23 protein-coding genes are annotated in these 23,781 nt (G+C 68.3%); 13 read left to right on the top strand and 10 right to left on the bottom strand.

The features are described 5' to 3' along the window. Positions 1–201 precede the first annotated feature (201 nt). Complete coding sequence (locus tag DZG09_RS02795) at positions 202–1,338, top strand: DNA alkylation repair protein (RefSeq protein ID WP_119696184.1); 1,137 nt, start codon at positions 202–204, stop codon at positions 1,336–1,338. Between the two features lie 10 nt (positions 1,339–1,348). Here DZG09_RS02795 and DZG09_RS02790 read toward each other — a convergent pair whose 3' ends face one another. Beyond that, on the bottom strand, positions 1,349–1,951 hold the full coding sequence (locus DZG09_RS02790) for a M23 family metallopeptidase (RefSeq protein WP_119696183.1): 603 nt from the start codon (positions 1,949–1,951) through the stop codon (positions 1,349–1,351). A gap of 394 nt (positions 1,952–2,345) precedes the next feature. Between DZG09_RS02790 and DZG09_RS02785 the strand changes: the two genes are divergently transcribed. The 3 genes from DZG09_RS02785 (at position 2,346) to DZG09_RS02775 (ending at position 5,423) form a co-directional block, all read left to right on the top strand. Beyond that, positions 2,346–2,963: a CueP family metal-binding protein gene (locus DZG09_RS02785; RefSeq protein WP_119696182.1), complete on the top strand. Its 618-nt coding sequence runs from the start codon at positions 2,346–2,348 to the stop codon at positions 2,961–2,963. A 205-nt stretch (positions 2,964–3,168) separates the two neighbouring features. Then, the gene (locus tag DZG09_RS02780; RefSeq protein ID WP_119696181.1) at positions 3,169–3,789 is read left to right on the top strand and encodes a trimeric intracellular cation channel family protein; all 621 of its coding nucleotides are present in this window, start codon (positions 3,169–3,171) and stop codon (positions 3,787–3,789) included. A 47-nt stretch (positions 3,790–3,836) separates the two neighbouring features. Further along, positions 3,837–5,423, top strand: a complete 1,587-nt coding sequence (locus DZG09_RS02775) for a cation:proton antiporter family protein (RefSeq protein WP_119696180.1) — start codon at positions 3,837–3,839, stop codon at positions 5,421–5,423. A 65-nt stretch (positions 5,424–5,488) separates the two neighbouring features. On the opposite strand, the gene DZG09_RS02770 is transcribed toward DZG09_RS02775, so the two are convergent. The 4 genes from DZG09_RS02770 to DZG09_RS02755 form a co-directional block, all read right to left on the bottom strand. Beyond that, entirely contained in the window at positions 5,489–6,355 is an 867-nt protein-coding gene (locus DZG09_RS02770; protein WP_119696179.1) for a helix-turn-helix transcriptional regulator, read from the bottom strand. Between the two features lie 70 nt (positions 6,356–6,425). Continuing rightward, entirely contained in the window at positions 6,426–6,899 is a 474-nt protein-coding gene (locus tag DZG09_RS02765) for a hypothetical protein (protein ID WP_119696178.1), read from the bottom strand. Between the two features lie 166 nt (positions 6,900–7,065). Beyond that, positions 7,066–9,468, bottom strand: a complete 2,403-nt coding sequence (locus DZG09_RS02760; RefSeq protein ID WP_162893125.1) for a zinc-dependent metalloprotease family protein — start codon at positions 9,466–9,468, stop codon at positions 7,066–7,068. Positions 9,469–9,856: 388 nt separating this feature from the next. After that, positions 9,857–10,873, bottom strand: coding sequence for an NAD(P)H-dependent flavin oxidoreductase (locus tag DZG09_RS02755; RefSeq protein WP_119696176.1), 1,017 nt, complete (start codon positions 10,871–10,873; stop codon positions 9,857–9,859). Positions 10,874–10,967: 94 nt separating this feature from the next. Between DZG09_RS02755 and DZG09_RS02750 the strand changes: the two genes are divergently transcribed. Then, positions 10,968–11,744, top strand: coding sequence for a TSUP family transporter (locus DZG09_RS02750; RefSeq protein WP_119696175.1), 777 nt, complete (start codon positions 10,968–10,970; stop codon positions 11,742–11,744). A 31-nt stretch (positions 11,745–11,775) separates the two neighbouring features. On the opposite strand, the gene mgtE is transcribed toward DZG09_RS02750, so the two are convergent. Continuing rightward, positions 11,776–13,122, bottom strand: a complete 1,347-nt coding sequence (gene mgtE, locus DZG09_RS02745; protein ID WP_119696174.1) for a magnesium transporter — start codon at positions 13,120–13,122, stop codon at positions 11,776–11,778. A gap of 327 nt (positions 13,123–13,449) precedes the next feature. Between mgtE and cds1 the strand changes: the two genes are divergently transcribed. Together cds1 and DZG09_RS02735 are read left to right on the top strand one after the other, a co-directional pair. After that, positions 13,450–14,514 carry an L-cysteine desulfhydrase Cds1 gene (gene cds1 / locus DZG09_RS02740; protein ID WP_119696173.1) on the top strand — a complete coding sequence of 355 codons (1,065 nt, stop codon included), beginning with the start codon at positions 13,450–13,452 and terminating at the stop codon, positions 14,512–14,514. Positions 14,515–14,660: 146 nt separating this feature from the next. Then, positions 14,661–15,692 (top strand): PDDEXK nuclease domain-containing protein, encoded by a 1,032-nt coding sequence (locus tag DZG09_RS02735; protein WP_119697350.1) that lies wholly within the window; start codon positions 14,661–14,663, stop codon positions 15,690–15,692. 76 nt (positions 15,693–15,768) lie between these two features. Here the strand turns inward: DZG09_RS02735 and DZG09_RS02730 are convergent, their stop codons facing one another. Next, positions 15,769–16,020, bottom strand: a complete 252-nt coding sequence (locus DZG09_RS02730; RefSeq protein WP_119696172.1) for a hypothetical protein — start codon at positions 16,018–16,020, stop codon at positions 15,769–15,771. 81 nt (positions 16,021–16,101) lie between these two features. Between DZG09_RS02730 and aroQ the strand changes: the two genes are divergently transcribed. Next, on the top strand, positions 16,102–16,542 hold the full coding sequence (gene aroQ / locus DZG09_RS02725) for a type II 3-dehydroquinate dehydratase (protein ID WP_240423643.1): 441 nt from the start codon (positions 16,102–16,104) through the stop codon (positions 16,540–16,542). On the opposite strand, the gene DZG09_RS02720 is transcribed toward aroQ, so the two are convergent. From DZG09_RS02720 to mftR, 3 genes are all read right to left on the bottom strand, one after another. After that, complete coding sequence (locus DZG09_RS02720; RefSeq protein ID WP_119696170.1) at positions 16,532–17,374, bottom strand: IclR family transcriptional regulator; 843 nt, start codon at positions 17,372–17,374, stop codon at positions 16,532–16,534. The two genes, aroQ and DZG09_RS02720, sit on opposite strands and share 11 nt — an antisense overlap. A 140-nt stretch (positions 17,375–17,514) precedes the next feature. Beyond that, a complete protein-coding gene (gene mftG, locus DZG09_RS02715; RefSeq protein ID WP_119696169.1) occupies positions 17,515–19,083 on the bottom strand; it encodes a mycofactocin dehydrogenase MftG in 1,569 nt (522 codons plus the stop codon). 3 nt (positions 19,084–19,086) lie between these two features. Continuing rightward, positions 19,087–19,704: a mycofactocin system transcriptional regulator gene (gene mftR / locus DZG09_RS02710; protein WP_119697349.1), complete on the bottom strand. Its 618-nt coding sequence runs from the start codon at positions 19,702–19,704 to the stop codon at positions 19,087–19,089. A 193-nt stretch (positions 19,705–19,897) separates the two neighbouring features. Between mftR and mftA the strand changes: the two genes are divergently transcribed. From mftA to DZG09_RS02685, 5 genes are all read left to right on the top strand, one after another. Then, on the top strand, positions 19,898–20,008 hold the full coding sequence (gene mftA / locus DZG09_RS02705; protein WP_119696168.1) for a mycofactocin precursor MftA: 111 nt from the start codon (positions 19,898–19,900) through the stop codon (positions 20,006–20,008). Positions 20,009–20,010: 2 nt separating this feature from the next. Next, positions 20,011–20,286 carry a mycofactocin biosynthesis chaperone MftB gene (mftB, locus tag DZG09_RS02700; RefSeq protein WP_119696167.1) on the top strand — a complete coding sequence of 92 codons (276 nt, stop codon included), beginning with the start codon at positions 20,011–20,013 and terminating at the stop codon, positions 20,284–20,286. Next, on the top strand, positions 20,283–21,749 hold the full coding sequence (gene mftC / locus DZG09_RS02695; RefSeq protein ID WP_240423641.1) for a mycofactocin radical SAM maturase: 1,467 nt from the start codon (positions 20,283–20,285) through the stop codon (positions 21,747–21,749). Before mftB ends, mftC begins: the two co-directional genes overlap by 4 nt. A 198-nt stretch (positions 21,750–21,947) precedes the next feature. Then, positions 21,948–22,781, top strand: a complete 834-nt coding sequence (locus DZG09_RS02690) for a mycofactocin-coupled SDR family oxidoreductase (protein ID WP_119696166.1) — start codon at positions 21,948–21,950, stop codon at positions 22,779–22,781. Continuing rightward, the gene (locus DZG09_RS02685) at positions 22,778–23,695 is read left to right on the top strand and encodes an AAA family ATPase (RefSeq protein WP_205529032.1); all 918 of its coding nucleotides are present in this window, start codon (positions 22,778–22,780) and stop codon (positions 23,693–23,695) included. Before DZG09_RS02690 ends, DZG09_RS02685 begins: the two co-directional genes overlap by 4 nt. The last annotated feature ends 86 nt before the right edge of the window (positions 23,696–23,781 follow it).

Below are 23,781 nucleotides of genomic sequence, written 5' to 3'. Positions count from 1 at the left end.
GACTCTCCTGGTCATGTCATCCGGCAAGGGGTATGAGCACATACTGAGATCGGTCGTCGCCGGTGACGGGGACTGCGAGAGGAGCGGGCCACTGACCCGACACCACGCCGACTCTGCGGGGCCCTTCGCCTTCTGGCTCGGCTGCCTAGCGGTGCGTCCCCTGTCGTTCCAGCTGCGCAGCAGCCGCAGTAGTGTGAAAGTGTGCCGAAGCCTGCAACACCCCGCGAACCGCTGAAGGACCAGCTCTTCAACCGCGAGAAGGTGTCAGCCATCGCCGCCGAGATCCGCTCGGCGCACGATGAGTTCGATGCGGAGGCCTTCACCGAGGCGGTAGTGGCGCGGCTGCCGGAACTGGAGCTGAAGCAGCGCATCAGCTGGATCGCCACGTGCCTGCGAGAACGGCTCCCCGCCGATTTCACCGAAGCACTGCGCGTGCTCGTCAGCGCGCTGCCCGAGCAGGCGGACCCGACCCTCGGCGACGGCGACTTCGGTGACTTCATCTATGCGCCGTACGGCGAGTTCGTGGCGGCCTACGGTTGCAGCGGCGAGCATCTGGATCGCTCGCTCGAAGCGCTCAGGCAGATCACGACCAGATTCTCCGCCGAGTACGCGATCCGTGCGTTCCTGAATCAGTTCCCGGATGAAACTTACGCGGCGCTCGAGCAATGGAGCCGTGACGAGCACTATCACGTGCGCCGGCTGTGCTCGGAAGGCACCAGGCCCCGCCTTCCATGGGGGCATGGGCTCACTTCGGGTCCGTTGCGCGCGCTCGGTCTGCTCGACGAGCTGCACGCCGATCCGACGCGATTCGTGACCCGCTCGGTCGCCAATCACGTCAACGACTTGTCCAAGTCCGATCCTGACCTCGTGCTCCAGACGCTGAAGCGCTGGCAGGTGGAGCAGAGGCAGGAACCCCGGGAGCTGGCGTTCGTCGTGCGGCACGCCACCCGCACCCTGGTGAAAGCTGGGCATCCTGGTGCGATGGAGTTGGTCGGAATCGCTCCAGGACAGACCATCGAACTGATCGATGTCGACGTGCCCTCGTCGGTCGCGCTGGGTGAGAGCCTCGACTTCCGGGTTCAGATCAGGTCGCCGCACGACGCTGAGGCCATCGTCGACTACGCGATGCACTCACCGCGTGCCGACGGCGGCATGAGTCGCAGGGTGTTCAAGCTGGGCCGGACCATGCTGCCCGCGGGGGAGACTGTGGCCCTGACCAAGTCTCAGCTGCTGCGGCAGAACATGACGACGCGCACGATCCGCCCCGGCACACACGGGCTCGAGGTCATCGTGAACGGCCTCAGCCATCCGGTGCGGGACTTCGACGTCACCGAGTGACGGGTGCCGGTTACGCGACCACGATCCCCCGATTCCGCGGCAGGCGTCCGCGCAGGGTGAACGGCACCGCATCGGCGCGATCCGGGTCCGGCCGGTCGATCGCCTGCAGATGCAGATGGGGCTCCGTGCTGTTGCCCGAGTTCCCGCAGCGTCCGACCTCTTCACCGACGTGCACCTGTGCTCCGACGTGAACCCGGGTGCTGCCGCGCTGCAGATGACAGAGGGCGACGACCGCGCCGTCGATCCGGATCAGCACGTGGTTGCCCGCCAGGTGCTGCCAGCCGCGATCAGCCCGACGGGACTGAGTGAGCGCGTAGCCGACGGACGGGAAGCCACGGTGCGCTGCGTGGTCGGGTTCGGCGTCATGGACCGAGACCACGGTCCCGTCGGCCGGGGCCAGCACCGGGCGACCGAATCCGACGAAGTGCTCAGGCGGTTCGGGCCGAAGCAGCGAAGCGAGGGAGAATCGAGCGCCGCGCCCTTCAGCGTCAACCGGTACGAAGTCGATCGCGTGGGAGCTGGCGAACCGTGTCGTGCCATGGCTGGGCACTCGATCGGCCGGGCTGTTCTGCGTCAGCCAGCGCCCGGTGAACGGGAAGGCGAGGTCGAGCACAGCGGGCTCCTTCGATCTTGGTCGCGGTCAGTCTGCCAGCGCGACGGGCGCGTGCGGCCCATCCGGAGCTACTCGATCGTGATCTCGGCGGTCTCGCCATAGGCGAAGAGTGTGCCGGATCCACCGAAACAAGGGCGATTCCTGCTCGCGATCGGATGGGCTTTCTGCGGTTCGGCATCATCACGCGGCCATCGTATCGGCCACATGCGACGGGTGAGCTCGGCGGCCGCGCGAGTCCGGTGCCGAAGACGGCGCGAGACATCCTGGGTTGTCAGGCGGGCTGCGTATGCTCGGCCACACGCACGACTGGTGCGCGTTGCGTGCGAGGGACTCGATGCCTCGAGGCGAGTGCCCCGTCGTCAGTCCGTCGCAGATCCCACGGAGGAATGGCCGCATGAACCACGACATCTTCTCACGCAGGCGGGCGTTCGCTCTTCCCGCCGCCGTGCTCGCCGTCGCCGCGCTCGCACTTTCCGGATGCGCCGCGGCGTCGGATGCCGAGCCGGCCACCACCGACGGCAAGACGTCCGACAGCGTGCTCCTCACAGACCACGACCTGGACGGCCTCGACGCCGCACAGGTGATCGAACGGCTCGACACGATGCCGGTCGCCGAGCGCCCTGCCGGTCTGATCGCGTCGGTGCTGCCAGACGAACTGGTGCTCACCGACGATCAGGACCGTGAGGTCCGGATGCCGATGCCCGAGGACGAGGTCTACGTCGCCGTCGCCCCCTACCGCGAGCAGACTCATGAGTGTCACTTCCACAGCTTGACGACGTGCCTCGGTGAGCTTCGCGACGCCGATCTTCTGGTCACGCTGACCGACGAATCGGGCGACGTGCTCGTCGACGAGACCCGATCGTCGTACGACAACGGCTTCGTCGGGTTCTGGGTGCCGCGCGGCGTCGAAGCGACTGTGACGGTGACATACGAGGGCAGCACAGGAAGCGCGACGATCAGCACATCGGAACCGGATGATGCGACGTGCATCACGGGTCTGCAGCTGACCTGAGGGCGGATGCTGTCGCGGTGCCCGCGCGCGGCCCGCGAGATGCGCACTCTTTCGACGAAACCACGTTCAAACGTGCGCATCTCGACGAAAGGTGCGCATCTCGGCAGCGGGATGCGGGGCCGGGGTTCTCGGTGATGGCGGTGCGCGCGGGATTCCCGTGCGCACCGCGTAGGCTCTGTGTCGTCACGAGAAGGAGGGGAACCCTATGGCGCTGACGCTGGACCTCCTCGGGGTGTTCTTCTTCGCGCTGTCAGGGTCGCTGCTCGCGGCGCGGCGGGGCTTCGACATCGTCGGCTCGCTGCTCCTCGGCTCCCTCACCGGGCTGGGCGGCGGCGTCATCCGGGACCTCGTGCTCGGTGTGCCGCCGACGGCGTTCGACCAGCCGATCTTCCTTCTGCCTCCGCTGTTGGCAGCGGCGATCGTGTACGTGCTGCACAGCCACATGCGCCGATTCACACGCCCGCTGCTGGTGTGCGACGCCGCGGGGCTCGGACTGTTCTGCACGACGGGAGCGGTGAAGGCGCTCGAGCACGGCATGAACCCGGTGGCCGCAGCGCTCATCGGCGTGACCACCGGTGTCGGCGGCGGTCTGCTGCGCGACGTCGTCGCCAACCGCGACCCGCAGCTGTTCGACCCACGCGACCTCTACGCGCTGCCCGCGATGTTCGGCGCCGCCCTCGTCACGGTGATGTGGACCGCCGACTGGCACTTCGGATGGGTCAGTCTCGCTGTCGCGGCACTCGTGTTCGTGCTGCGCCTTCTCTCCCTCTGGCTCCGCTGGCGCGTCCCGCACGCCGTGCGCAAGCCGATCACCGACGACAGGTGATGGTCACCGGACGGTCTCCCTCCGCCCTCATCCGGTAGCGTTTCATCATGTTCACCACGACAGCGGCGCTCTACCTCGCGGTGGCGCTCGCCGCGGGTCTGGCGGCCGTGCTGCTGCGGCTGCCGCCGCTGATCGGGTTCCTTGCGACAGGGTTCGCGCTCTCCGCGGCAGGCGTCGCGGAACTGCCGGTGATCGAGGAAGCGGCGGATCTCGGCGTGACGCTGCTCCTGTTCACCATCGGTCTGAAGCTCGACCTGCGCACGCTGCTGCGCAAGGAGGTCTGGCTGACCAACGCCGTGCACATGGTGGTCTCGACAGCGATCGGCGTCGGCTTCGTCGGCCTCATCGCCTCGTTCGGCCTCGGGATGCTCACGGGCACCGGAGCGGGCACATGGGCCGTGATCGGGTTCGCGCTGTCGTTCGCGTCGACGGTGTTCGTCGTGAAGGTGCTCGACGATCGCTCGGACTCCACGGCACTGTACGGGCGCATCGCCATCGGCGTGCTGATCATGCAGGACATCGCCGCGGTTGTCTTCCTCAGCATCGCGGAGGGGACCGCGCCGAGCCCGTGGGCCGTCGCGCTGGTCGCACTGATCCCCGGAACCTGGCTGCTGAGGAGGGCGTGGGACCGGATAGAGCCGCCCGAGCTGCAGGTTCTGTTCGGGCTGTTCGCCGCGCTCGTGCCCGGCTACGTGCTGTTCGAGGCAGTCGGCCTCAAAGGCGACCTCGGTGCGCTCGTGATGGGTGTGCTGCTGGCGAGCCACTCCCGTGCGAGCGATCTCTCGCACCGTCTGCTCAGCGTGAAGGACCTTCTCCTGGTCGCCTTCTTCGTGAACATCGGGCTCGGGGGCGTCCCCACTCTCGAGCACCTCGCCATCGCCGGGCTGCTCCTGCTCCTGCTTCCGCTTCAGACGGTCATGTACGTGGGCCTGCTGTGGTGGACGGGCATGCGACACCGCACCTCATGGCTGACCGCGCTGTCGATGGCGAACTACTCCGAGTTCGGCCTGATCGTCGCCGTCACGGGCGCCTCCGTCGGCCTGATCTCCGAGGAGTGGCTCACCGTGCTCGCCGTCGCCGTCGCCTGCAGCTTCGTCGTGTCCGCCGTGCTCAACCGCAAGGGTGCGGTGATCGCGGAATGGTTCGCCGCTCGGATGCCCAGACAGGATCCGTCGAAGCTGCATCCGGATGATCGTCCCATCGACGTCGGAGACGCCGAGGTGGTCGTTCTCGGCATGGGCCGCGTCGGTCGCGCAGCCCTGCTCAGGCTCCACGACGAGCACGGTCTGGAGGCGCTCGGCGTCGAGCACGACGCAGTGCGCGTGGAGGTGCTGCGCGATGAAGGGCTCGAGGTGGTGCAGGCCGACGCGACCGACTCCGATTTCTGGGGCAGGGTCGTTCGCAGCGGAGAGGTGCGCCTCGCCGTGCTCGCGATGCCGTTCCACCATTCCAACCTCGAGGCGCTGGAGCTGCTCAGAAACAGCGGGTTCGCTGGTTCCGTCGCCGCGATCGCCCGCTACGAGCATGACGTCGACGAGCTCCGAGCGCACGGAGCGAACACCGTGTTCCACCTCTATGGCAGCGCGGGCATCGCGCTCGCCGACGCCGGCGCGGAGGATCTCGCCGAAAGCTGACCAGCCATCCCCTCGCCGCTCCGGTGTCGGAACGGCTGCGCGCGGCCGCGGGGGTGGGAAGGCGGTCAGGGAAGCAGCCCGATGCGCCTGGCGGCGGTGACGGCGGAGTGACGCGTGTTCGCGTCGAGCTTCGACATCGCAGAGCCCAGATAGGCCTTGACCGTGCTCTCCCTGAGACTGAGCTGGCCGGCGATCTCCGCGTTCGTCGAGCCGAGGGCGACGCACGCGAGTACGTCGGTTTCGCGCGGTGAGAGGCGCACATCGGTGCGGGGCGCAGTCGGGGCGCTCGCACCGGAGAGCGAGGCGAGGTGGCGCTCGACCTCGTGCAGTCGCTGGCGCAGCCCGGCGTCGTCGATCTCGGACGAGATGCGTCGCAGTTCCGCGTAGCTCTCGCGCAGCGCTTCCTGCTGCACGGTCGACAGTCCTGGCTCCGGACGCGCTTCAGGCGTCGACCTGATCTGCTCGAGCGCCCGCTCTCGCTCTGCGAGTTCGCGTGCGCCGTCCTGCCCGGCGAGGTCGTGAGCGAGCCGCTCTGCGATCTGCACGGCCGGTGCGGCCGCGACTCCGCCGATGCTCCAGCTGCCGTGCACGCCGCCGTAGAGCACACCGCGAGGGGCGCCGCCGACGATGATCGGCACGGCCAGCAGCGTGCCGATGCCCTCGCCCAGGATGTACGTGTCGTAGTCGTGCGTGATCTGCTTGGCGGAGGCGTAGTCGCGCGCCATGCGCGGGCGCAGCTCCGTCACCGCCCTGCCGCCGAGTCCGCGATCGCGCTCCACAGAAAGCCCGTAGAGGGAGGGTGTGCGGTTGCCGCGGAACGCGGTGACCCTCGTCACGCCGGAGCCGTCGATCAGTCCGCCGAAGGCCACGGGCAGGTGCGTGCGGCGTGCGAGTTCGTCGACGGCGCCGGCGAGAAGTCGTGACTCGGTCACGGTGCGCTCCTTTGCATGCTCGCGTCGCCACCGACTTTCGGATGTGGCGCGATCCTCGACCCGCTGTGCGTCAGCCGTCCTTGGTGCTGCTGTCGATGTAGACGATGAAGCCCCCTGTCGAGATGTGCGCCGACTTGTCGCGCAGCAGCAGATCCTTCAGCTCGTCGACCGTCTTGTTGTTGCGTTCGGCGACGAAGTCGATCTTGTCGCCGAGGGCGTCGATGGCCTCTTGGCCGTTCATCCTCTCGGGAAGGACCTTGTTCGTGCCGGTCACCTCGCCGGGTTCGGTCGTGGCGGCATCCTCGCCGCTGGTGTCGGTCGAGTCGCTGCCGTCGTCCGTGCTCACGTCGTCTCCTTCGTCCTCCGGATCGGCAGTGGCGGTCTCCGTCGGCATCGTCGTTCCGTCGGAACCGGTCGGATCCGCATCGTCGTCATTCGCCCACAGCTGCGACACGGCGAACACGATCACCGCGAGAACGGCGACTGCGACGATGACCACGGTGATGATCATGCCTCTGCGGCTGCCCTCAGCGTTCTCGGTCATATCAGCCCCCTCTGATCGGTCTCCCGCCCGAACGGGCGAGAGGTCTGGGTGCCGGATGGGTGTTTCATGATACCGGCAGAACCCCATATACAGGTGTGGGGGCGGGAGTCGCCTTCGCGATTCCCGCCCCCACGTGTGCAGGCCGTGGCCTACAGAACTGCTGCGATCAGCTGTTCATCGCCAGCTTGCGCTGGCGAATGGCGAACGCTGCGGTGCCAGCGCCGATGACGAGCAGGCCTGCCGCCAGGAGCGCGAACGGAGTGACGTTGAAGTCGCTGCCGGTCACGGCCAGGTCGGTGTCGTCGCTGCTGTCCGTGCCGTCGGCGGAACCGTCCGTCGAACCGTCGGTGGAACCATCCGTGCTGCCGTCCGTCGAACCGTCCGTGCCGCCGTCGGTTCCGTTGTCCGGCGCCTCGACCATGAAGGTCACGGCGGCCGACTCGTCGCTGGTCACACCGTTGATGGTCTGGACGGCCGTTGCCGTGTACTCGCCGTCGGCGAGCTCCGGAAGGGTGGCCTCCCAGTTGCCATCGGCGTCGACCGCGGCGGTGACCGTCGGGTTCACCGTGACCGTGACCTCGGCGCCGGGGATGCCGGTGCCCGTGACGGTCGGGGTGGTGTCGTCGGTCGTCGAGCCGTCGGTCGGGTTCTGGATGACCGGGGCCTCGACGGGAGCGACGACCGTGACCGAGTCGGTCTCGGGGACGTCGATTCCCTCAACGGTCTGCGATGCGGTGATGCTCGTCTCGCCGTAGTCGTTGGCGGTGACGGTCGCAGTCCAGGCACCGCTGTCGTCGGCCGTGGCCGACGCAGCGATTCCGCTTCCGTTGTCGCTGGCGACAGTCAGGTCGACCTCGGCACCCGGGGTCGCGGTACCGGATACCTCCACGTCGGAGCCGCCGGTGACCTCGCTGCCGTCGGCAGGCGTGTCGATCACGATCGGGTCGGCCTCGAACGGAGCGGCTTCACCCGTCAGGGTGAAGTTGCCGAGGCTGCCGTAGTCGCTGTAGCCGCCTGCGTTGTCGGCGGTGGCGGTGCTCGGGTCGCCGAAGCCGACGCCCTCGACGGACAGGTAGTACGTGCCGGCGTTCAGATCATCGACCGAGACGGAGGCGCCGAGGCCGCTGGCGGCATCTGCGGAGTCGCGTGTGGCGTCAGGGTCGTTGTCGGCGAGCACCTCTCCTGCCTCGTTGCTCAGCGTGAGCTTCGCGTCGAGGTTCGGGTGCAGGTCTGCGACCTCGACCTCGGCGGAGACAGTGCCGCCGATGGTGGTCACGCTGTAGACGTCGACATCGTCGGTGGTCTCGATGACACTCGCGGCCTCGAAGGTGCCGTCGGCGTTGTCGAGGACCGTCGCGTCGTCCATGCTGTCGCCCACTTCGTCGGCCGCGTAGTCCGCGCGGTCGGTGTAGGTGAAGGTTGCGAAGTACTCGTCATCGCCGCATTCACCGCTGCCGTCAACGGGGAAGATCGAGTCGCCGGGCTGCGGGTTCTCCGGGTCCATGCCAGGGTCGCTGGGGCAGGCATTGCCGCCCTCGAAGACCTCGCCGGCGTCGTTCTGCCAGCCCAGGAACGTTTCTCCGCTCGCGGAGCGGTCGGTGATGGTTGCCAGATCATCCTGATCGTGGATGGCGCCGTCGTAGCTGCGGTCGGTCCACTGGCTGAGGGGCACCTCGTAGGTGGCGCCCATGATCGGGCCCCACACGCCGTCGGTCGGGTAGTAGTACTCGTCCGAGCTGTGCCCCGCGTGCTCGAGTGCGAAGTTGTGGCCGGCCTCGTGCGAGGCGGTGTCGGCAACGCTGCGCGCGGTCGCATTGGCCGGGTCGCCGCCGCCGACGCCGGTTGTGAAGACGAGGGCGCCAGTGAGGTACTCGGAGCCGACTGCGTCGAGCCATGCGAGCCCGGAAGACGTGGTCGCGCCCGGAATCTCATCGGGGTACGAATCAGTGATGATGACGTGCACGCCGTACTGGTCGTCATCTGCCGACGTCTTGTAGAGGGCGTCGTCGCTCGGCCGCGTGGTGGTGACGTTCACGTTGAACGGCGCGTAGTCCTCGGCGACACCGGCCCAGACCTCATCGGCCTGCGCTGCGATGGCGGCTGGCCCCAGGGTCAGCGTCTCCTGACCGGATTCCGTGTTCCAGTGCGTGTCCTCGAGAGTCTCACCCTCGAAGTCGAGGTAGATCGTCAAGGGTGCGTCGGGGCGCGAGCCGTCGGTCGGGGTGCCGGGGATGGCGGCGCCGCCATTCTCGAATGCGGCGGCGCTCCGAAGGTTCGGTACCGTCGCGGCCTTCGGGTCGACCTGGAGAAGGAAGCCCTTGGTGGAGACCTCGATCTCCGTGGTCTCCTCGAGCTGCTTCACTTCTTCGGCAGTTGTTTCTTTGCCAGTGGAAGCCTCAAGTCGCTGAGCAGCGAGTTCGTACTTGTCGGTCTGGACTTCGAGGGTCGTGATGTCTTCTGCTGGCGACTCTTCGGCGGCGGCGGGAAGAACCGCACCACCGAAGGCCAGCGCACCCGCGCCGACTGTCGCCGCAGTGGCCGTGAGCCACTTACGGTGTGTTGATTTCACTTCACTGATTCCTGTGTGTCGGTGGAAAGAACATGGACAATCCAAATGGACGATATCAGTTCGTTGTAATCGGCAAAACTACCCAAGTACCCATGGGCAGCAGGGTGGGCAGTCAGTCAGAATGATTCATTCGAATGCAACATTCTCTGGCGCTGATGGCGTCTCTGCTCCGCAGATGCGCGGGTCACGCGGAAGAGATGATGAATCCCGATTCACGTTGATGCGTGCAATGTGAACCGAACTCGTCTCAATCTCTGCGACGTCGTGCCGTGCAATCCTCACGCGGTGGGTAGTACTGCCCACATTTTTCTCCGAACGCGCGAGAAATTTCTTCAGAATCCCGGCTGGCTGCCCACGACTGACGGCCAGGACGACGTCTGATCGTGTGTCAGTCGTCTCCTGCGAGCCACTGCACGATGTCCGCGGCCGATCCGGCGCGCGCCGAGCGCCAGCCCGTGCCCGCCCACAGATGCAGCCGATCGGTATCGCCAGCCGCGGCCGCCGCCCTCCGAAGCGACTTCGTCAGGTGGTGCACCGCGGGGTAGGCGGCGATCTGCGCGTCGTGGTGGCGGTCGATGAAGCCGTTGCGCAGCGCGCGCGCCGGGCGCCCCGTGAACACGCGTGTGATGGTCGTCTCCGTGAAGGAAGGGTCGGCGAGCGCCCGTCGGTGCGCGTCGGAGGTTCCGGCCTCGTCGGTGCGCAGCAGCAGCGTTCCGACCGACACAGCTTCCGCGCCCGCTTCGAGAAGATGTGCCACGGCATCCGGGCCGTCGACGCCGCCTGCCGCGATAACGGGAGCCTCGAGTTCGTGCTTCACACGGCGGACGAGCTCAGCGGTGTCGAGCGGGCGCGGGTCGCGTGCGGGGTCGAAGGCCGCGCTGTGACCGCCCGCGGACGAGCCCTGCACCACGAGGCCGTTCACTCCGGAGTCAACTGCCTGCCTCGCCTCGTCCGTTGTGGTGACAGTGGCGAGCACCGTAGTTCCCACCGACTGCAGCGCGCGCAGAGCGGAGGCGCCGGGGAGCCCGAACGTGAACGACACGACGGGAGCCGGCGTATCCACGAGCATGGCTACTTTGTCGTCGAGCCGGTCGTCGTCGCTGACCGGTTCCGGGCTGAGCACGATGTCGTATCGCGCAGCTTCCTCCGCGATCTCGTCGACGAAGGCCTCGAAGGCGTCCTCGTCGATCTCGGTCGGCGCAGGCGCGAACAGGTTCACACCGAAACCGCCGCCGATCGACCGCGCCTGCGCGATCTGCTCGGCCAGGGCATCCGGACTCTGGTAGCCGCCGGCGAGGAAGGGGAACCCTCCCGCCTCGGCGACCGCGCGTGCCAACGCGATGGTGGAAGGACCGCCCGCCATCGGAGCGGCGACGAGGGGAAGTCGGGAATCCAGGATCGGCATGAACGTCTCCTCCTCACGTGCGCGCAGTACTGCTGCCTGTCCCAAGAGCGTACGCCGCGAAAGCGCGGGATGCGGCGACGACTAGAATCACCTGGTGCCGGAGATCGACGTGCTCACCCTCGTCCTTCTGCTCGTCGCGGCGCTCGCTGCCGGATGGGTCGATGCGGTCGTGGGCGGGGGAGGGCTCATCCAGCTGCCCGCCCTGATGCTCGCGCCGGGCATCGCGCCGCTGCAGGCGCTGGCGACCAACAAGCTCTCCAGCCTGATGGGAACGGCGGTCGCGGCGACCACGTACTCGCGCAGGATGAAGCCCGACCCGCGCACGGCGGTGCCGCTGGCGCTCGCCGCGCTCGCCGGTGCCGTCTTCGGCGCCGCGTTGGCGACGCTGATCCCTGCGGAGGCGTTCGACCCGATCATCCTCGTCGTGCTCATCGGCGTCGGCGCCTTCACCGTCTTCAAGCCGAAGATGGGTGTGCACACGAATCGCCGTTGGCACGGCTGGAAGCACGTAGCCGCCGCGACCATGGTCGGGTTCTTCGTCGGCACCTACGATGGCGCGCTCGGGCCGGGAACCGGCTCCTTCTTCGTGATTCTCTTCGTCAGCGTGCTCGGCTATGCCTTCATGCCTGCTTCGGCCTTCGCCAAGATCGCGAACCTGTGCACGAACATCGGGGCGCTGGCGTTCTTCATCCCAGCGGGGCACGTGCTCTGGGGGCTCGGCCTCGCCATGGGCGCGGCGAACCTCGTCGGTGCCTACATCGGCGCGCGGATGGCGCTGTCGAAGGGATCGAAGTTCGTGCGCGTGGTGTTCATCTTCGTGATCGCGGCGCTGATCGCGAAGATCTCGTGGGACATGATCACGGGCGGATGAGCGGACCGCGCGGCCCGCTCATCCGGACCCGTCACAGGCCCAGGAGCCAGGTCGCCATCAGGAAGTAGATGATGAGGCTGGTGGCGTCGCAGAAGGTCGCGATGAACGGCGTCGAGAACACGGCGGGGTCGGCGCGAACGGCGCGCGCGATCAGCGGCATGGCGCCGCCGACCGTCGCGGCGAGCGTGCACACGCACAGCAGCGTGATGCCGATCACTTCGCCGAACTCGAGCCCGAAGACCAGGCTCGCCGCCGCGAACCCGATCGTGCCAAGCAGCGCGCCGAGCATCAGGCCGACCCGCACCTCCCGCCACATCACGAGCAGGATGTCGCGGGGTCTGACCTCGCCGAGAGCGAGAGCACGGGTGACGGTCACCGCGGCCTGTGATCCGGTGTTGCCCGCGGTTCCGGTCAGCAGCGGCACGAACAGTGCCAGGGTGACGACCTGGTCGAGCGTGTGCTGGAAGATGTTGAGCACCTGCACCGTCAGCACGGCCGACACGGCCAGCACGAGCAGCCACACCACGCGCGAGCGCACCAGTCCCCACATCGGTGCGGTCAGGTAGGGGCGGCGCAGCGGCTCGGCACCACCCTGCCTGGCGGCCCGGCGATCCTCGCTGCGCTCGACGATCGCGTGCGCGTCGTCGCTGGTGAGCAGACCGAGCAGGCGATCCTCGCTGTCGAGCACCGGCGCGGCGAGCAGCTGCGCGTCGATCAGTTCGCGCGCCGCATACTCCGCGTCGTCGGTCGCGTGCACGAACACCGGATCGCGCATATGGTCCTTCACCAGCGCGCTCGGGTCGCCCATCACGAGCCGTCGCAGGCTGATCACGCCGAGCAGGCGGCGATGCGGCGAGGTGACGGGAAGCTGGTAGATCGTCTCAGCCCCGAGCCCGCGATGCCGCACGTGCGTGAGCGCATCGCCCAGGGTCATCTCGTCGTTCAGGCGCACGTACTCCGTGCTCATGTAGCGTCCGATGCTGTCGGCGTCGAAGCCGAGCATCGGCGCCGTCAGGGCGCGCTCGGTCGGCGACAGGCCCTTCATGAGCGACGTGGCGACGCCCGCCGGGAGTTCGTCGAGGAGCTGGGCCCTGTCATCCGGATCGATCTCTTCGAACACACGCGCGACGTCCTCGTCCTGCAGGCCCAGGATCAGCTCGCTTCGCATCTCCGGTTCGAGCAGCTCGAAGACCTCGAGGGCCCTGGTGCGCGGCAGCAGCCGGTAGATGATCGCTCGGTCGTCGGTGTCCTCGCGCTCCAGCAGGCGCGCGATGTCGTGCGGATCCTGCTCGGTGAGGGTGGCTTGGATGGCGGTCAGCGATCTTTCTCGGAGAGCCTCATTCATCCGCTCGATGAGTTCGTCGAACTCCTCGTCCATCGCGCACCTCCCCTGCTCCAAGTGGCCAACATGCGATTCTCGCCCGCCAGGATGAATGCTCGCCGACAGCCGCGCAAACACCTCGTGACACCCCACCCGAGCGTAGCCCGCCGCGTCCCGCCACCGAACTGCCTGGGGTTTGTCGAAATGCCCCGTCATCGGCGCCGAAATGAACCAAACCCGCCCATCTCGCGACTCCCCGCGCGGGCAGGGCGACCACGGTGCCCTGGCTGGCGGTGCGCGACTCCTCGCACGGGCGGGACGACCTCGGCCGATGACGGCGCCGAGACCCCTCGCCGTGGTGAGCCGACCGGCTACGCTCGACGCATGGATACGCGCAGCGGATGGGCCGACGAGGCCGTGCGGCTGCTGGAGGCGGATGCGAACCGCAGCGCGGACACCCACCTGCACGTGTTTCCGCTGCCGCCGGAGTGGGGCATAGACCTGTACCTCAAGGACGAGTCGGTGCACCCGACGGGCTCGCTCAAGCATCGCCTCGCCCGATCGCTCATCCTCTACGGTCTCGTCAACGGCCGTATCGGCCGCGATACGACGCTCATCGAAGCGTCGAGCGGATCGACGGCCGTCAGCGAGGCGTACTTCGCCCGGATGCTGGGGCTCGAGTTCGTCACCGTGGTTCCGCGTTCGACCAGCACGGAGAAGATCGAGCTGATCGAGTACTACGGCGGTCGCTGCCACTACGTCGACCACCCGCCCGAGATGTACTCGGAGGCCGAGCGGCTCGCTGCCGAGTGCGGCGGGCACTACCTCGATCAGTTCACCTACGCCGAGCGCGCGACGGACTGGCGCGGCAACAACAACATCGCCGAGAGCGTGTTCCAGCAGCTCGCCCTCGAGCGCTTCCCCGTGCCGAGCTGGATCGTCGTCGGGGCGGGCACCGGCGGAACCAGCGCGACGTTCGGCCGGTACGTGCGCTACCGCCGCCACAGCACTCGCGTGGCGGTGGTCGATCCGGAGAATTCGGCGTTCTACGGTGGCTGGGAGACCGGTGCGGCCGACTACGGCACGGGAATGCCCAGCCGGATCGAGGGGATCGGCAGGCCCCGAATGGAGCCGTCGTTCATTCCCAGCGTGATCGACCACATGATCCGGGTTCCCGACGCGGCATCGATCGCCGCCATCCGGATGCTGCGAGAGCGGTCACGACACTGGGCGGGCGGGTCGACGGGCACCAATCTGTGCGGCGCATTCGAGCTGATCGCCGGCATGCTGGAGCGGGGCGAGCGCGGCAGCGTCGTCACGCTGATCTGCGACGGCGGCGAGCGGTACGAGAAGACGTACTACGACGATGCGTGGGTCGCCGAGCACGGACTGGACCCCGCCCCGCACCGCGAGCGGATCGAGGGATTCCTGGCTACCGGGACGTGGTGACCCCGCTTCAGAGCATGATGGCGTTGTGCAGTGCCCCGTTGCACAACTGCTGTGGGGTCATGTGATCGGGCCGCTCTGATCAGGGCTTCAGTCGTTCCATGCGGCGCGTCACGACGAATGTCGCCGGTCGCACGTACCGTGACGCCATGACGAACCTGATCCCGGATGACTATGCGGCCACGCTCGAGGAGGTCAAGAGGCAGGTCCATACCGCGCGGTTCCGGGCGCAGCGGAAGGCCAACGCCGAACTTCTGCAGTTGTGGTGGCGAATCGGCCGTACGATCCTCGACCGGCAGACTGAGCAGGGTTGGGGTTCGAGGGTCCTCGCGCGGCTCGCTGCCGATCTGCGTGCTGAGTTTCCGTCCATCAAGGGGTTCTCCCGCGCGAATCTCTTCTACATGCGCGGATTCGCGGAGGCATGGCCGGACCCCACGGCAATTGTCCAACGACCTGTTGGACAATTGCCGTGGGGTCATGTGATCGTGTTGCTCGACAAGCTCGACGACCAGGCACTGCGCGACTGGTACGCCGCCAAGGACGCTCACTTCGGCTGGAGCCGAGCCGTGCTCGCGCACCAGATCGCGACACGCCTTCACGAGCGCGAAGCGGCCGCGCCGACCAACTTTCCCGGTGCACTTGGTCGGTCGGACTCCGAGCAAGCGCAGGAGCTCACGAAGGACCCATACGCCCTCGACTTCCTCGCCGTCGATGGTGACGCTTCGGAGCGAGAGCTCGAGCAGCGAATGGTCGACCGGATTCTCGACACTATGCGTGAACTCGGCGCAGGGTTCGCGTTCGTCGGCCGCCAGATGCACTTCGACATCGACGGTGAGGACTTCTACGTCGACCTGCTGTTCTTCCACATCGAGCAGCTGCGCTATGTTGTCGTCGAGCTCAAGTCCACCACGTTCGCACCGGCCGACGCGGGACAACTCGGTTTCTACGTCACCATCGTCGACGATCGGCTCCGCAACCACGACAAGCATCGACCCACGGTCGGGATTCTCCTCGTCGCGGGCAAGAACGACACAGTCGTCCGATACGCGCTCGCGTCGACCGCCCAACCTGTTGCTGTCAGTCGCTACCAGCTCGAGCAAGAAGCTGACGCAGCACTCCCGGACGAGCGCACGCTCGTCGAAGCCTTCACCCACGAGCTCACTCGAGCCGACGACGGATAGTCCGCACGTGTGAGCGCGCTCCACTGTCCGGGAATGGACCCCGCCCCGCACCGCGAGCGGATCGAGGGATTCCTGGCTACCGGGACGTGGTGACGACCCGCGTCAGAGCGGAGGCGCCGGGTCGGTCGAGCGACGTCCACGCGAACCATGCGATCGCCCCCCACACGGGGAACGCGATGACCGCAACGGCCCAGGACCATCGGATGAGGGGCGGCAACTCGTTGTCGCGGAGCGCCTGTGCGATGGCCAGTGCCATGCCCACCAGGAGTGCCGCAGCCGCGACGACGCAGGCGGCGAGCAACGCGACGAAGAGCGGATCGGTCGGCATCTCACCAGGCTAGCGGCGCTCCGGATGCCGAACAAGAGCGATAGCCTGAACCGAGCGACGCGGCGGCGAAGGGACAGTGGTGTGAACAAGCGGATCCTCCTGGTGAACGGGCCGAACCTCAACCTGCTCGGCACGCGGGAGCCGGCGACCTACGGCCACGACACGCTCGACGACGTCGTCGCGCTCGCCTCCCGTGCGGCTGGCGAGCTCGGCTTCGAGGTGCGTGCGGTGCAGAGCAACCACGAGGGCGAGCTGATCGATGCGATCCACGCCGCCCGGGAGGACTGCGACGCAGTCGTGATCAATCCCGGCGCCTTCACCCACACCTCGATCGCGCTGCGCGACGCCCTCTCCGGCGTCGCCCTGCCGTTCGCCGAAGTGCACATCTCGAACGTGCACGCCCGCGAGGAGTTCCGGCACCACTCCTACCTCTCCGGCATCGCCTCGTGCGTCTTCGTGGGAGCCGGCACCCGCGGCTACGAGTTCGCAGTGCGCCGGATGATCGAGGTCGTCAGCGCGTAGGCGGGGCTCCGAGCGCGCGGGAGATCGCATGGCCGGTCATCGTGAGCGCGGGCAGCACCGACTGCGGGTCGACGCTGCCGCGGCGCAGTGCCACGCCGACGGCCGCGACCACGCGGTTGCGGCGGTCGCGCACGGGCACGGCGAGGGCGACGGCACCGACCGTGATGGACTCGTCGACGAAGGAGTGTCCGCTGCTGCGCACATCCGACAGGGTGCTGCGCAGTCGCTCGGGGTCCGTGATCGTACGCGCGGTGTAGGCCTGCAGGGGCTCGGCGAGGATGTGCTCGCGGAGCTCGTCCGGCGCGTGCGCGAGCAGGATCAGACCCGTCGCGGTCGCATGCAGCGGCCAGCGTCCGCCGAGGCGAGTGAGCACGGGCGCGCCGTGGCGGGAGCGGAGTGACTCGACGTAGACGACGTCGGTGCCCGCCATGACAGAGAGGTGCACATCGCTGTCGACTGCCGAGTGCAGATCTCCGAGGTACGGCAGCGCCGCCTCCCGAAGCTGCAGTCCCTTCGGCTCGAGCGAGCCCAACTCGAGGATCCGCATGCCGATCGCGTAGTACCCGTCCGCCCTGCGCTCGAGCGCTCCCCAATCGCGCAGTTCGCGCACGAGGCGATGCGCGGTGGACAGCGTCAGCCCGGCGCGGCGGGAGATGTCTGTCAGCGACAGCACCAGGTGTCCGGCGTCGAAGGCGTCGAGCACCGCGAGCACCCTGCCGGCGGCGGTGGGCCGGCCGTCGCCGGACGGAGCTTCGGTCGGCGTGCCTGAACCAGGCTCGTCGGGCGCGGAATCACCGGCTCCGCGTGCCGAGGGGGAGGACGCGTCCGCCATGATCGACCTCGCTCTGATGTGGTGACCCCATTGTGTGCCACCTCCGCTCCCAGCGCGAGGCGCCGTTCTCGCACCACGGAGCCGTCACGCCTCCTGTTCCCGCGCGGCAGGCCGCTGAAGACGGCTCGAAGAAGAGGAGATCACGTGGCGCGCATGGCGCGGGCGATCGTCTCGGCGACGAGCACGGCGGATGCGGCGGGGCCGCGGGCGGGGGCGGTCGGCAGCAGCGAGGTGTCGGCGATGCGCAGGCCGTCGATGCCGAGCACGCGGCCGGCGCCGTCTGCCACCGTGCCCATCGGGGCGGTGGCGCAGGTGTGCACGGTGGTGCCGATGCGAGACGCGATCCAGGCATCGAGGGCGCCGTCGTCGGTGAGCAGCCGAGTGTCGGGGGCATCGTCGTTCTCCACGACAACCGCGAACTCGCGCGATCGGATGAGGTCGGCCGCGATGCGCACGGCATGCCGTGCGATCGCACGGTCGCGTTCCTCGGCGAGGTAGTCGTACCGGATGAGCGGCGGCACGGCCGGATCGTCCGACTGCAGCGTGATCGAACCCCGTCCGGTCGAGGGAAGGTTCACCATCACGGGCAGCGCGCTCGGCGCCCCGATGCCGGGAACGATCTCGTCGAGCGGTCGCGCCCCGACGAGCAGCTCGAACGGCTCCCCGGTGGGCGCCGACGTATGCAGTGCGGTGGGGAACGGCGACCCCTCTGGGGCAGGCGGCGCCGTGCGAGCAATCATCGAGAGCGTGATGCTCGCGTGGTCGGAGAGCGCCTCGCCGACGGGAAGGTCGGCGACGCACCGGATGCCGTGGGCACGCAGATCGTCTGCGGGGCCGATGCCTGACAGCTGCAGCAGCTGCGGCGTCGCGATCGCACCCGCGGCCAGCACGATCTCCCCGCCCGTTATGACCTCGAAACTCCGACGCGCCGAGGCCTGGACGCCGACCGCACGGCCGCCGCGCACGATGATTCGCGTCACCGTGACCCCGCCGCGCACCTCGAGGTTCTCGCGGTTCAGCGCCGGCAGCAGGTACTGCATCGCGGGGCTGCGACGCACCCCGTCTGTGACGTTCTGCGGTACCGGCCCGACACCGCTTCCCCCTGGCGCGTTCTTGTCCGGATCGCTCGCAAAGCCGGCTGCCAGGCACGACGCCTCGAATGCCTGCGATACCGGATGTCCGTCCGCTCGGCGTACGGGGATCGGGCCGGATCCGCCGTGAAGCGCGGTCTCGCCGTAGTCGACGTCGGACTCCATTGCGCGCAGCAGCGGCAGCGCATTCTCCGTCGACCATGCGTCGCCGCCCGCTGCGACCCACTCGGCGTGGTCGGTGGGTCGAGGGCGGATGAAGTATCCGCCGTTGATCGCGCCGCTGCCGCCGATGAGGCGCCCCCTGACCACATCGTATTCCCGCTGAGGCATGCGCATGCCGTGTGCGGCATCCCGGGTCAGCAGAGAGCCCCGGTACGTCCAGCCCAGCGCGTGCCCCGGTACGGACGCCGCCACCGTCGTGCCGTCGAGCACGGCATCCGGCATCTCCGCCTGCGTGCGCGGGGCAGGGCCCGCCTCGAGCAGCAGCACTCGCCGAGCGGGATCCTCGCTGAGCCTGGCCGCCAGCACCGCGCCGGCGGAGCCCCCGCCGACGATCACGATGTCGAAGCCGCGGCGAGCGTCGGAGGAACGCGCGGCAGGCGACGGATCGTGAGACACGGGCTACCTGTCGCCGCCTCGGTGATCCGGAGCGTCGCCGAAAACGGCGCTCATCTCGTCGAATCCCTCGCGGATGAGATCGGTGAGCACCGCGTCGGGATCGCCGAGCCACTGCTGATAGGCGGCCAGCGAGATGCCGAGGCAAGCGCGTGCCAGTGCCTCGGCGCCGACAGAGCGCGGCGGAAGGTCGAGACGCTCCGCGACGAAGTCGGCGACGACTCGGCGCCACGACTCGTAGCGCAGAGCCGAGTGGGCGACGAGTGTCGGCGTCTCGAGCAGCACCGCCATCCGGAGCCTGTGCTGCGGCAGGGTGTCGACCGGGAACGAGTTGAACTCGACGACGGCCTCACGCAGGGCGACGGCCAGCGGTGCGTCGCGGGGCACCTCGGCCAAGTGCGTCCGCATCCGCTGGAGCAACGCGTCGAAGTCGCCCCACGGCAGGTCGTTCTTCGACGAGAAGTAGCGGAAGAACGTGCGTCGGCCGATGCCGGCCGCCGCGGCGATGTCATCGACCGTGACGGTGTCGAAGCCGCGCTCGAGGATCAGCGACAGCCCGATCTCGCCGAGCTCGGCGGCGCTCGTGGCGCGCGCCCTGCCGGGGCGCGCGGCGACGGATGGCATCGAATTCATGCGACCCCTCTTCCCATTCGGCACCCAGTGCCATTAGCATCGCGAGCACGGTCCGACGTGATCGCTAGCACCGACAGTAGCCCTCATCGGCACGAGTCGATCGGCGATTCGGTCAGGACGCAACGGATCTCCGCCGACGAGGGCGGGCTGAGGTCGCCAATGGGGGCGACGAAGGAGGAACACCATGACCACTGTTCGCAAGTTCCGTGACAACGCGCCGGAGGAGACGGAGGTCGTCGAGGCGGAGTCTCTCGTCGAAGAGGTCTCCATCGACGGCATGTGCGGCGTGTACTGATCATGACCGCGTTCGACGCCGACCGGCCGTGGCGCCTGCATCCGCAGGTCGCCGTGCGCCCTGAGTCGTTCGGTGCGCTGCTGTACCACTTCGGAACGCGCAAGCTGTCGTTCCTGAAGGACCGCACGCTGCTCGACGTGGTCAGGGCGCTGGGCGATCACGCCAGCGTCCGCGAGGCCATCGAGGCCCAGGGCGTGCCAGCGGCGTCGACCGCGCCGTACGTCGGCGCGGTGCGGACTCTTGCCGATTCGAACATGATTCAGGAGCGTGACGCATGACACTTGTGGACGCAGCACCGACATCCGGAGCCGAATCCCCGCCGAAGCCGATGCGGCTCGTCGACCACTTCGAGTACGGCCTCGACGCACCGATCTGCCTCACCTGGGAGCTCACGTACGCCTGCAACCTGTCGTGTCTGCACTGCCTGTCGAGCTCGGGTCGTCGTGATCCGCGTGAGCTGTCGACCGAGGAGTGCAAGGAGATCATCGACGAGCTCGAGCGGATGCAGGTGTTCTACGTGAACATCGGCGGCGGCGAGCCCACCGTCCGGCCCGACTTCTGGGAACTCATCGACTACGCCACCTCTCACAGCGTCGGCGTGAAGTTCTCGACGAACGGTGTGAAGATCACACCGGATCGCGCGGCCGAGCTGGCGAAGAACGACTACGTCGACGTGCAGGTATCGCTCGACGGAGCCACGGCCGAGGTGAATGACTGGATCCGAGGGCCGAACTCCTACGAGATGGCGCTGCAGGCGATGGCGAACATGCAGGCGGCCGGGATGAAGAACTTCAAGCTCTCGGTGGTGTGCACCAGGCAGAACATCCCGCAGCTCGATGAGTTCAAGGAGATCGCCGACCGCTACGGCGCCCAGCTGCGACTGACTCGCTTGCGTCCCTCCGGCCGCGCGGCTGACGTGTGGGACGAGCTGCATCCGCTGCCCGAGCAGCAGAAGGAGCTGTTCGACTGGCTGGTCGCCCACGACGGCGAGGTGCTCACGGGCGACTCGTTCTTCCACCTCGCCGCGTACGGCCAGGAGCTCGAGGGCCTCAACCTGTGCGGCGCCGGCCGTGTCGTGTGCCTGATCGACCCGATCGGCGACGTGTACGCCTGTCCGTTCGCGATCCACGACGAGTTCCTCGCGGGAAGTGTGCGCGAGCCGGGCGGATTCAAGGAGGTCTGGCAGCAGTCCGAGCTGTTCGCCCGACTGCGCGAGCCGCAGTCTGGCGGGGCGTGCTCTTCGTGTCAGTTCTTCGACTCATGCAAGGGCGGGTGCATGGCGGCGAAGTTCTTCACCGGACTGCCGCTGGACGGCCCTGATCCCGAATGCGTGGTCGGGCACGGCGAGACCGCACTCAGGGACATGAAGGGAGACAAGCCCAAGCCCAGCGGCGACCACTCGCACCGCACGACGCCGCCGCGCCCCCGTCAGGGGGCCGCTCCGAGCGGTATGGGGCCGGTGCGCGTGACGCTCTCGGCCACGCGGCCGGACGCTCCGCCGAGATCGGCATGTGACGAGAGCCCTGTTGCGGGTCTCAGACCCGCGCGTCTGTCAGGGCGGCGCTCCGGCGGTCCGCAGGCGCCGCCGGTATCGGACTGCGATGAGAGCCCGCTCGCCGGGTTCGCCGCGGAGTTCGCGGCGCGTGCGGGGGCGGAGCAACCCGGATCCGGGGGGCGAGCCGGAGTATCCGGATGCGGGTGCGGTGCCGCCGATGAGGGGGGCTGCTGCTCGACAGGATGAGCACGGAAGGGCGTCGCGTGAGCGGCGCCCTTCCTGCGTTTCCCGGGCCGGAAGGCCCGCCGAACGGGGAGGAACAACCGATGCGCCGGGACCCCGGCGCCATGCGCGCGACGACTGGCACCGCACAAGGCTGCGGTGAAGCACCTGACCGCCTCAGGCGCCGGAGGATCGGTGAGCATCCGAGAAAGGAGGGCCATCATGGCCGGAAGAGTTGAGGGAAAGGTCGCATTCATCACGGGCGCGGCGCGCGGGCAGGGACGCTCGCACGCGGTCCGGCTCGCGCAGGAGGGAGCCGACATCATCGCGGTCGACGTCTGCGAGGAGATTCCGTACAACGCGCACACCGGTGCGACGGAAGCGGATCTCGCCGAGACCGTGCGCCGGGTCGAGGCGCTGGACAGGAGGATCATCGCCAAGAAGGCGGATGTGCGCGACTTCGCCGCGCTGAAGGCGGCTGTCGACGAAGGCGTCGCCGAGCTCGGTCGGCTCGACATCGTCAGCGCGAACGCCGGTGTCGCGGGGACTCCGAACCGCACGGAGGACATGCCGGAGGACGAATGGACGACGATGATCGACATCAACCTGTCGGGCGTCTGGCACAGCGTGAAGGCGGCGATTCCGCACATCAAGGCGGGTGGGAACGGCGGCTCGATCGTGCTGACCAGCTCGGAGGCGGGCATCCGCGGCTACGCGAACATGGCGCACTACGTCTCGGCGAAGCACGGGCTCGTCGGCATGATGCGCACGCTCGCCATGGAGCTGGCGCCGGACAGCATCCGGGTCAACAGCATCCACCCGACACAGGTCGACACCGACATGATTCAGAACCAGACGATCTACAAGCTGTTCACCGGGAAGGAGGACGCGACGAAGGAGGAGTTCGCAGAGTCATCCGGTCGCGTCATCCCGCTGCCCATCCCGTGGGTCGAGTCGATCGACATCTCCAACGCGCTGCTCTTCCTCGCCTCCGACGAGGCGCGCTACATCACCGGCGTTCCGCTGCCCGTCGACGCGGGGAACCAGTTGACGTGACGATCGCAGGAGAGAGCACGAGGGACGCCAGGGAGCGGATCGCCGCGCACCTCGTCGGCCGCGGGCGGGAACTGGAGCTCACGCTCGCGGCCGTGGCGGCCGGCCGCGACCTCGTGCTGGAGGGCCCGCCCGGAACCAGCAAGACGACGATCCTGCAGGCGATCACCGCTGAATGGGGTATACCGCTGGTGTTCGTCGAGGGCAATGCCGACCTGACACCCGCCAAGCTCGTCGGCCACCACAACCCGGCACGCGTGCTCCGCGAGGACTACAGCGCCGACAACTTCGTCGAAGGTCCGCTGGTGGAGGCGATGCGCGCGGGCGGCTTCCTCTACATCGAGGAGTTCAACCGCGCGCCAGAGGACACGCTCAACACGCTGCTCACCGCGATGGCCGACCGATCGATCGCGGTGCCGCGGGTCGGCACCGTCACGGCGCTGCCGACCTTCCGAGTGGTCGCATCGATGAACCCGTACGACAGCGTCGGCACGACGCGCCTGTCGACCAGCATGCACGACCGGCTCAATCGTCTTGCGGTCGACTACCAGGACGAGCACGCCGAGCTCGGCATCGTCACGCTGCGCACCCGGGCGGAGGGGGAGCTCGGCGAGCGGCTCATCGCCGACGCCGTGGCGGTCACCCGCGCGAGCAGGAGGCATCCGGATGTGCGCCAGGGCTCGAGCGTGCGCGGAGCGATCGACTGCACCCTGGTCGCGTCGGAGCTGGCTGGTCTGCGCGGCATCGCCGCCGCTGACGCCGAGGAGTACCCGGAGCTCGTGCACGACGCGATGATCCTGTCGCTGTCTGGCCGCATCCACGTCGACGAGGCTGCCGAGACGACGCCGGAGCGCGTGCTGCGTGAGATCTGGGAGGACCGCTTCATCCTGGAGCCGCGCGCTGCCGCACCCGGATGAAGAGAGGCTGATGCGGACTCTCCGCTGCGGCGCGAGTCGGCGCGTCAGAGCCCCACGCGCACGTTGCGGCGCAAGCCGAAGCAGCT

The organism is Microbacterium halotolerans, assembly GCF_003569805.1.
In the GTDB taxonomy this organism is placed as follows: domain Bacteria; phylum Actinomycetota; class Actinomycetes; order Actinomycetales; family Microbacteriaceae; genus Microbacterium; species Microbacterium halotolerans.
This window is presented reverse-complemented; position numbering and strand designations above follow the sequence as displayed.

What these genes read in the sequence shown, in the direction of transcription:
- DZG09_RS02755 (WP_119696176.1), bottom strand. Translation starts at nt 10,873, where the DNA reads ATGCCGATCCTGGATTCCCGACTTCCCCTCGTCGCCGCTCCGATGGCG.
- DZG09_RS02780 (WP_119696181.1), top strand. Translation starts at nt 3,169, where the DNA reads ATGGCGCTGACGCTGGACCTCCTCGGGGTGTTCTTCTTCGCGCTGTCA.
- DZG09_RS02720 (WP_119696170.1), bottom strand. Translation starts at nt 17,374, where the DNA reads ATGGCGGACGCGTCCTCCCCCTCGGCACGCGGAGCCGGTGATTCCGCG.
- DZG09_RS02765 (WP_119696178.1), bottom strand. Translation starts at nt 6,899, where the DNA reads ATGACCGAGAACGCTGAGGGCAGCCGCAGAGGCATGATCATCACCGTG.
- DZG09_RS02690 (WP_119696166.1), top strand. Translation starts at nt 21,948, where the DNA reads ATGGCCGGAAGAGTTGAGGGAAAGGTCGCATTCATCACGGGCGCGGCG.
- DZG09_RS02785 (WP_119696182.1), top strand. Translation starts at nt 2,346, where the DNA reads ATGAACCACGACATCTTCTCACGCAGGCGGGCGTTCGCTCTTCCCGCC.
- mftA (WP_119696168.1), top strand. Translation starts at nt 19,898, where the DNA reads ATGACCACTGTTCGCAAGTTCCGTGACAACGCGCCGGAGGAGACGGAG.
- mftC (WP_240423641.1), top strand. Translation starts at nt 20,283, where the DNA reads ATGACACTTGTGGACGCAGCACCGACATCCGGAGCCGAATCCCCGCCG.
- mftB (WP_119696167.1), top strand. Translation starts at nt 20,011, where the DNA reads ATGACCGCGTTCGACGCCGACCGGCCGTGGCGCCTGCATCCGCAGGTC.
- DZG09_RS02735 (WP_119697350.1), top strand. Translation starts at nt 14,661, where the DNA reads ATGACGAACCTGATCCCGGATGACTATGCGGCCACGCTCGAGGAGGTC.
- DZG09_RS02730 (WP_119696172.1), bottom strand. Translation starts at nt 16,020, where the DNA reads ATGCCGACCGATCCGCTCTTCGTCGCGTTGCTCGCCGCCTGCGTCGTC.
- DZG09_RS02775 (WP_119696180.1), top strand. Translation starts at nt 3,837, where the DNA reads ATGTTCACCACGACAGCGGCGCTCTACCTCGCGGTGGCGCTCGCCGCG.
- mftR (WP_119697349.1), bottom strand. Translation starts at nt 19,704, where the DNA reads ATGCCATCCGTCGCCGCGCGCCCCGGCAGGGCGCGCGCCACGAGCGCC.
- mgtE (WP_119696174.1), bottom strand. Translation starts at nt 13,122, where the DNA reads ATGGACGAGGAGTTCGACGAACTCATCGAGCGGATGAATGAGGCTCTC.
- cds1 (WP_119696173.1), top strand. Translation starts at nt 13,450, where the DNA reads ATGGATACGCGCAGCGGATGGGCCGACGAGGCCGTGCGGCTGCTGGAG.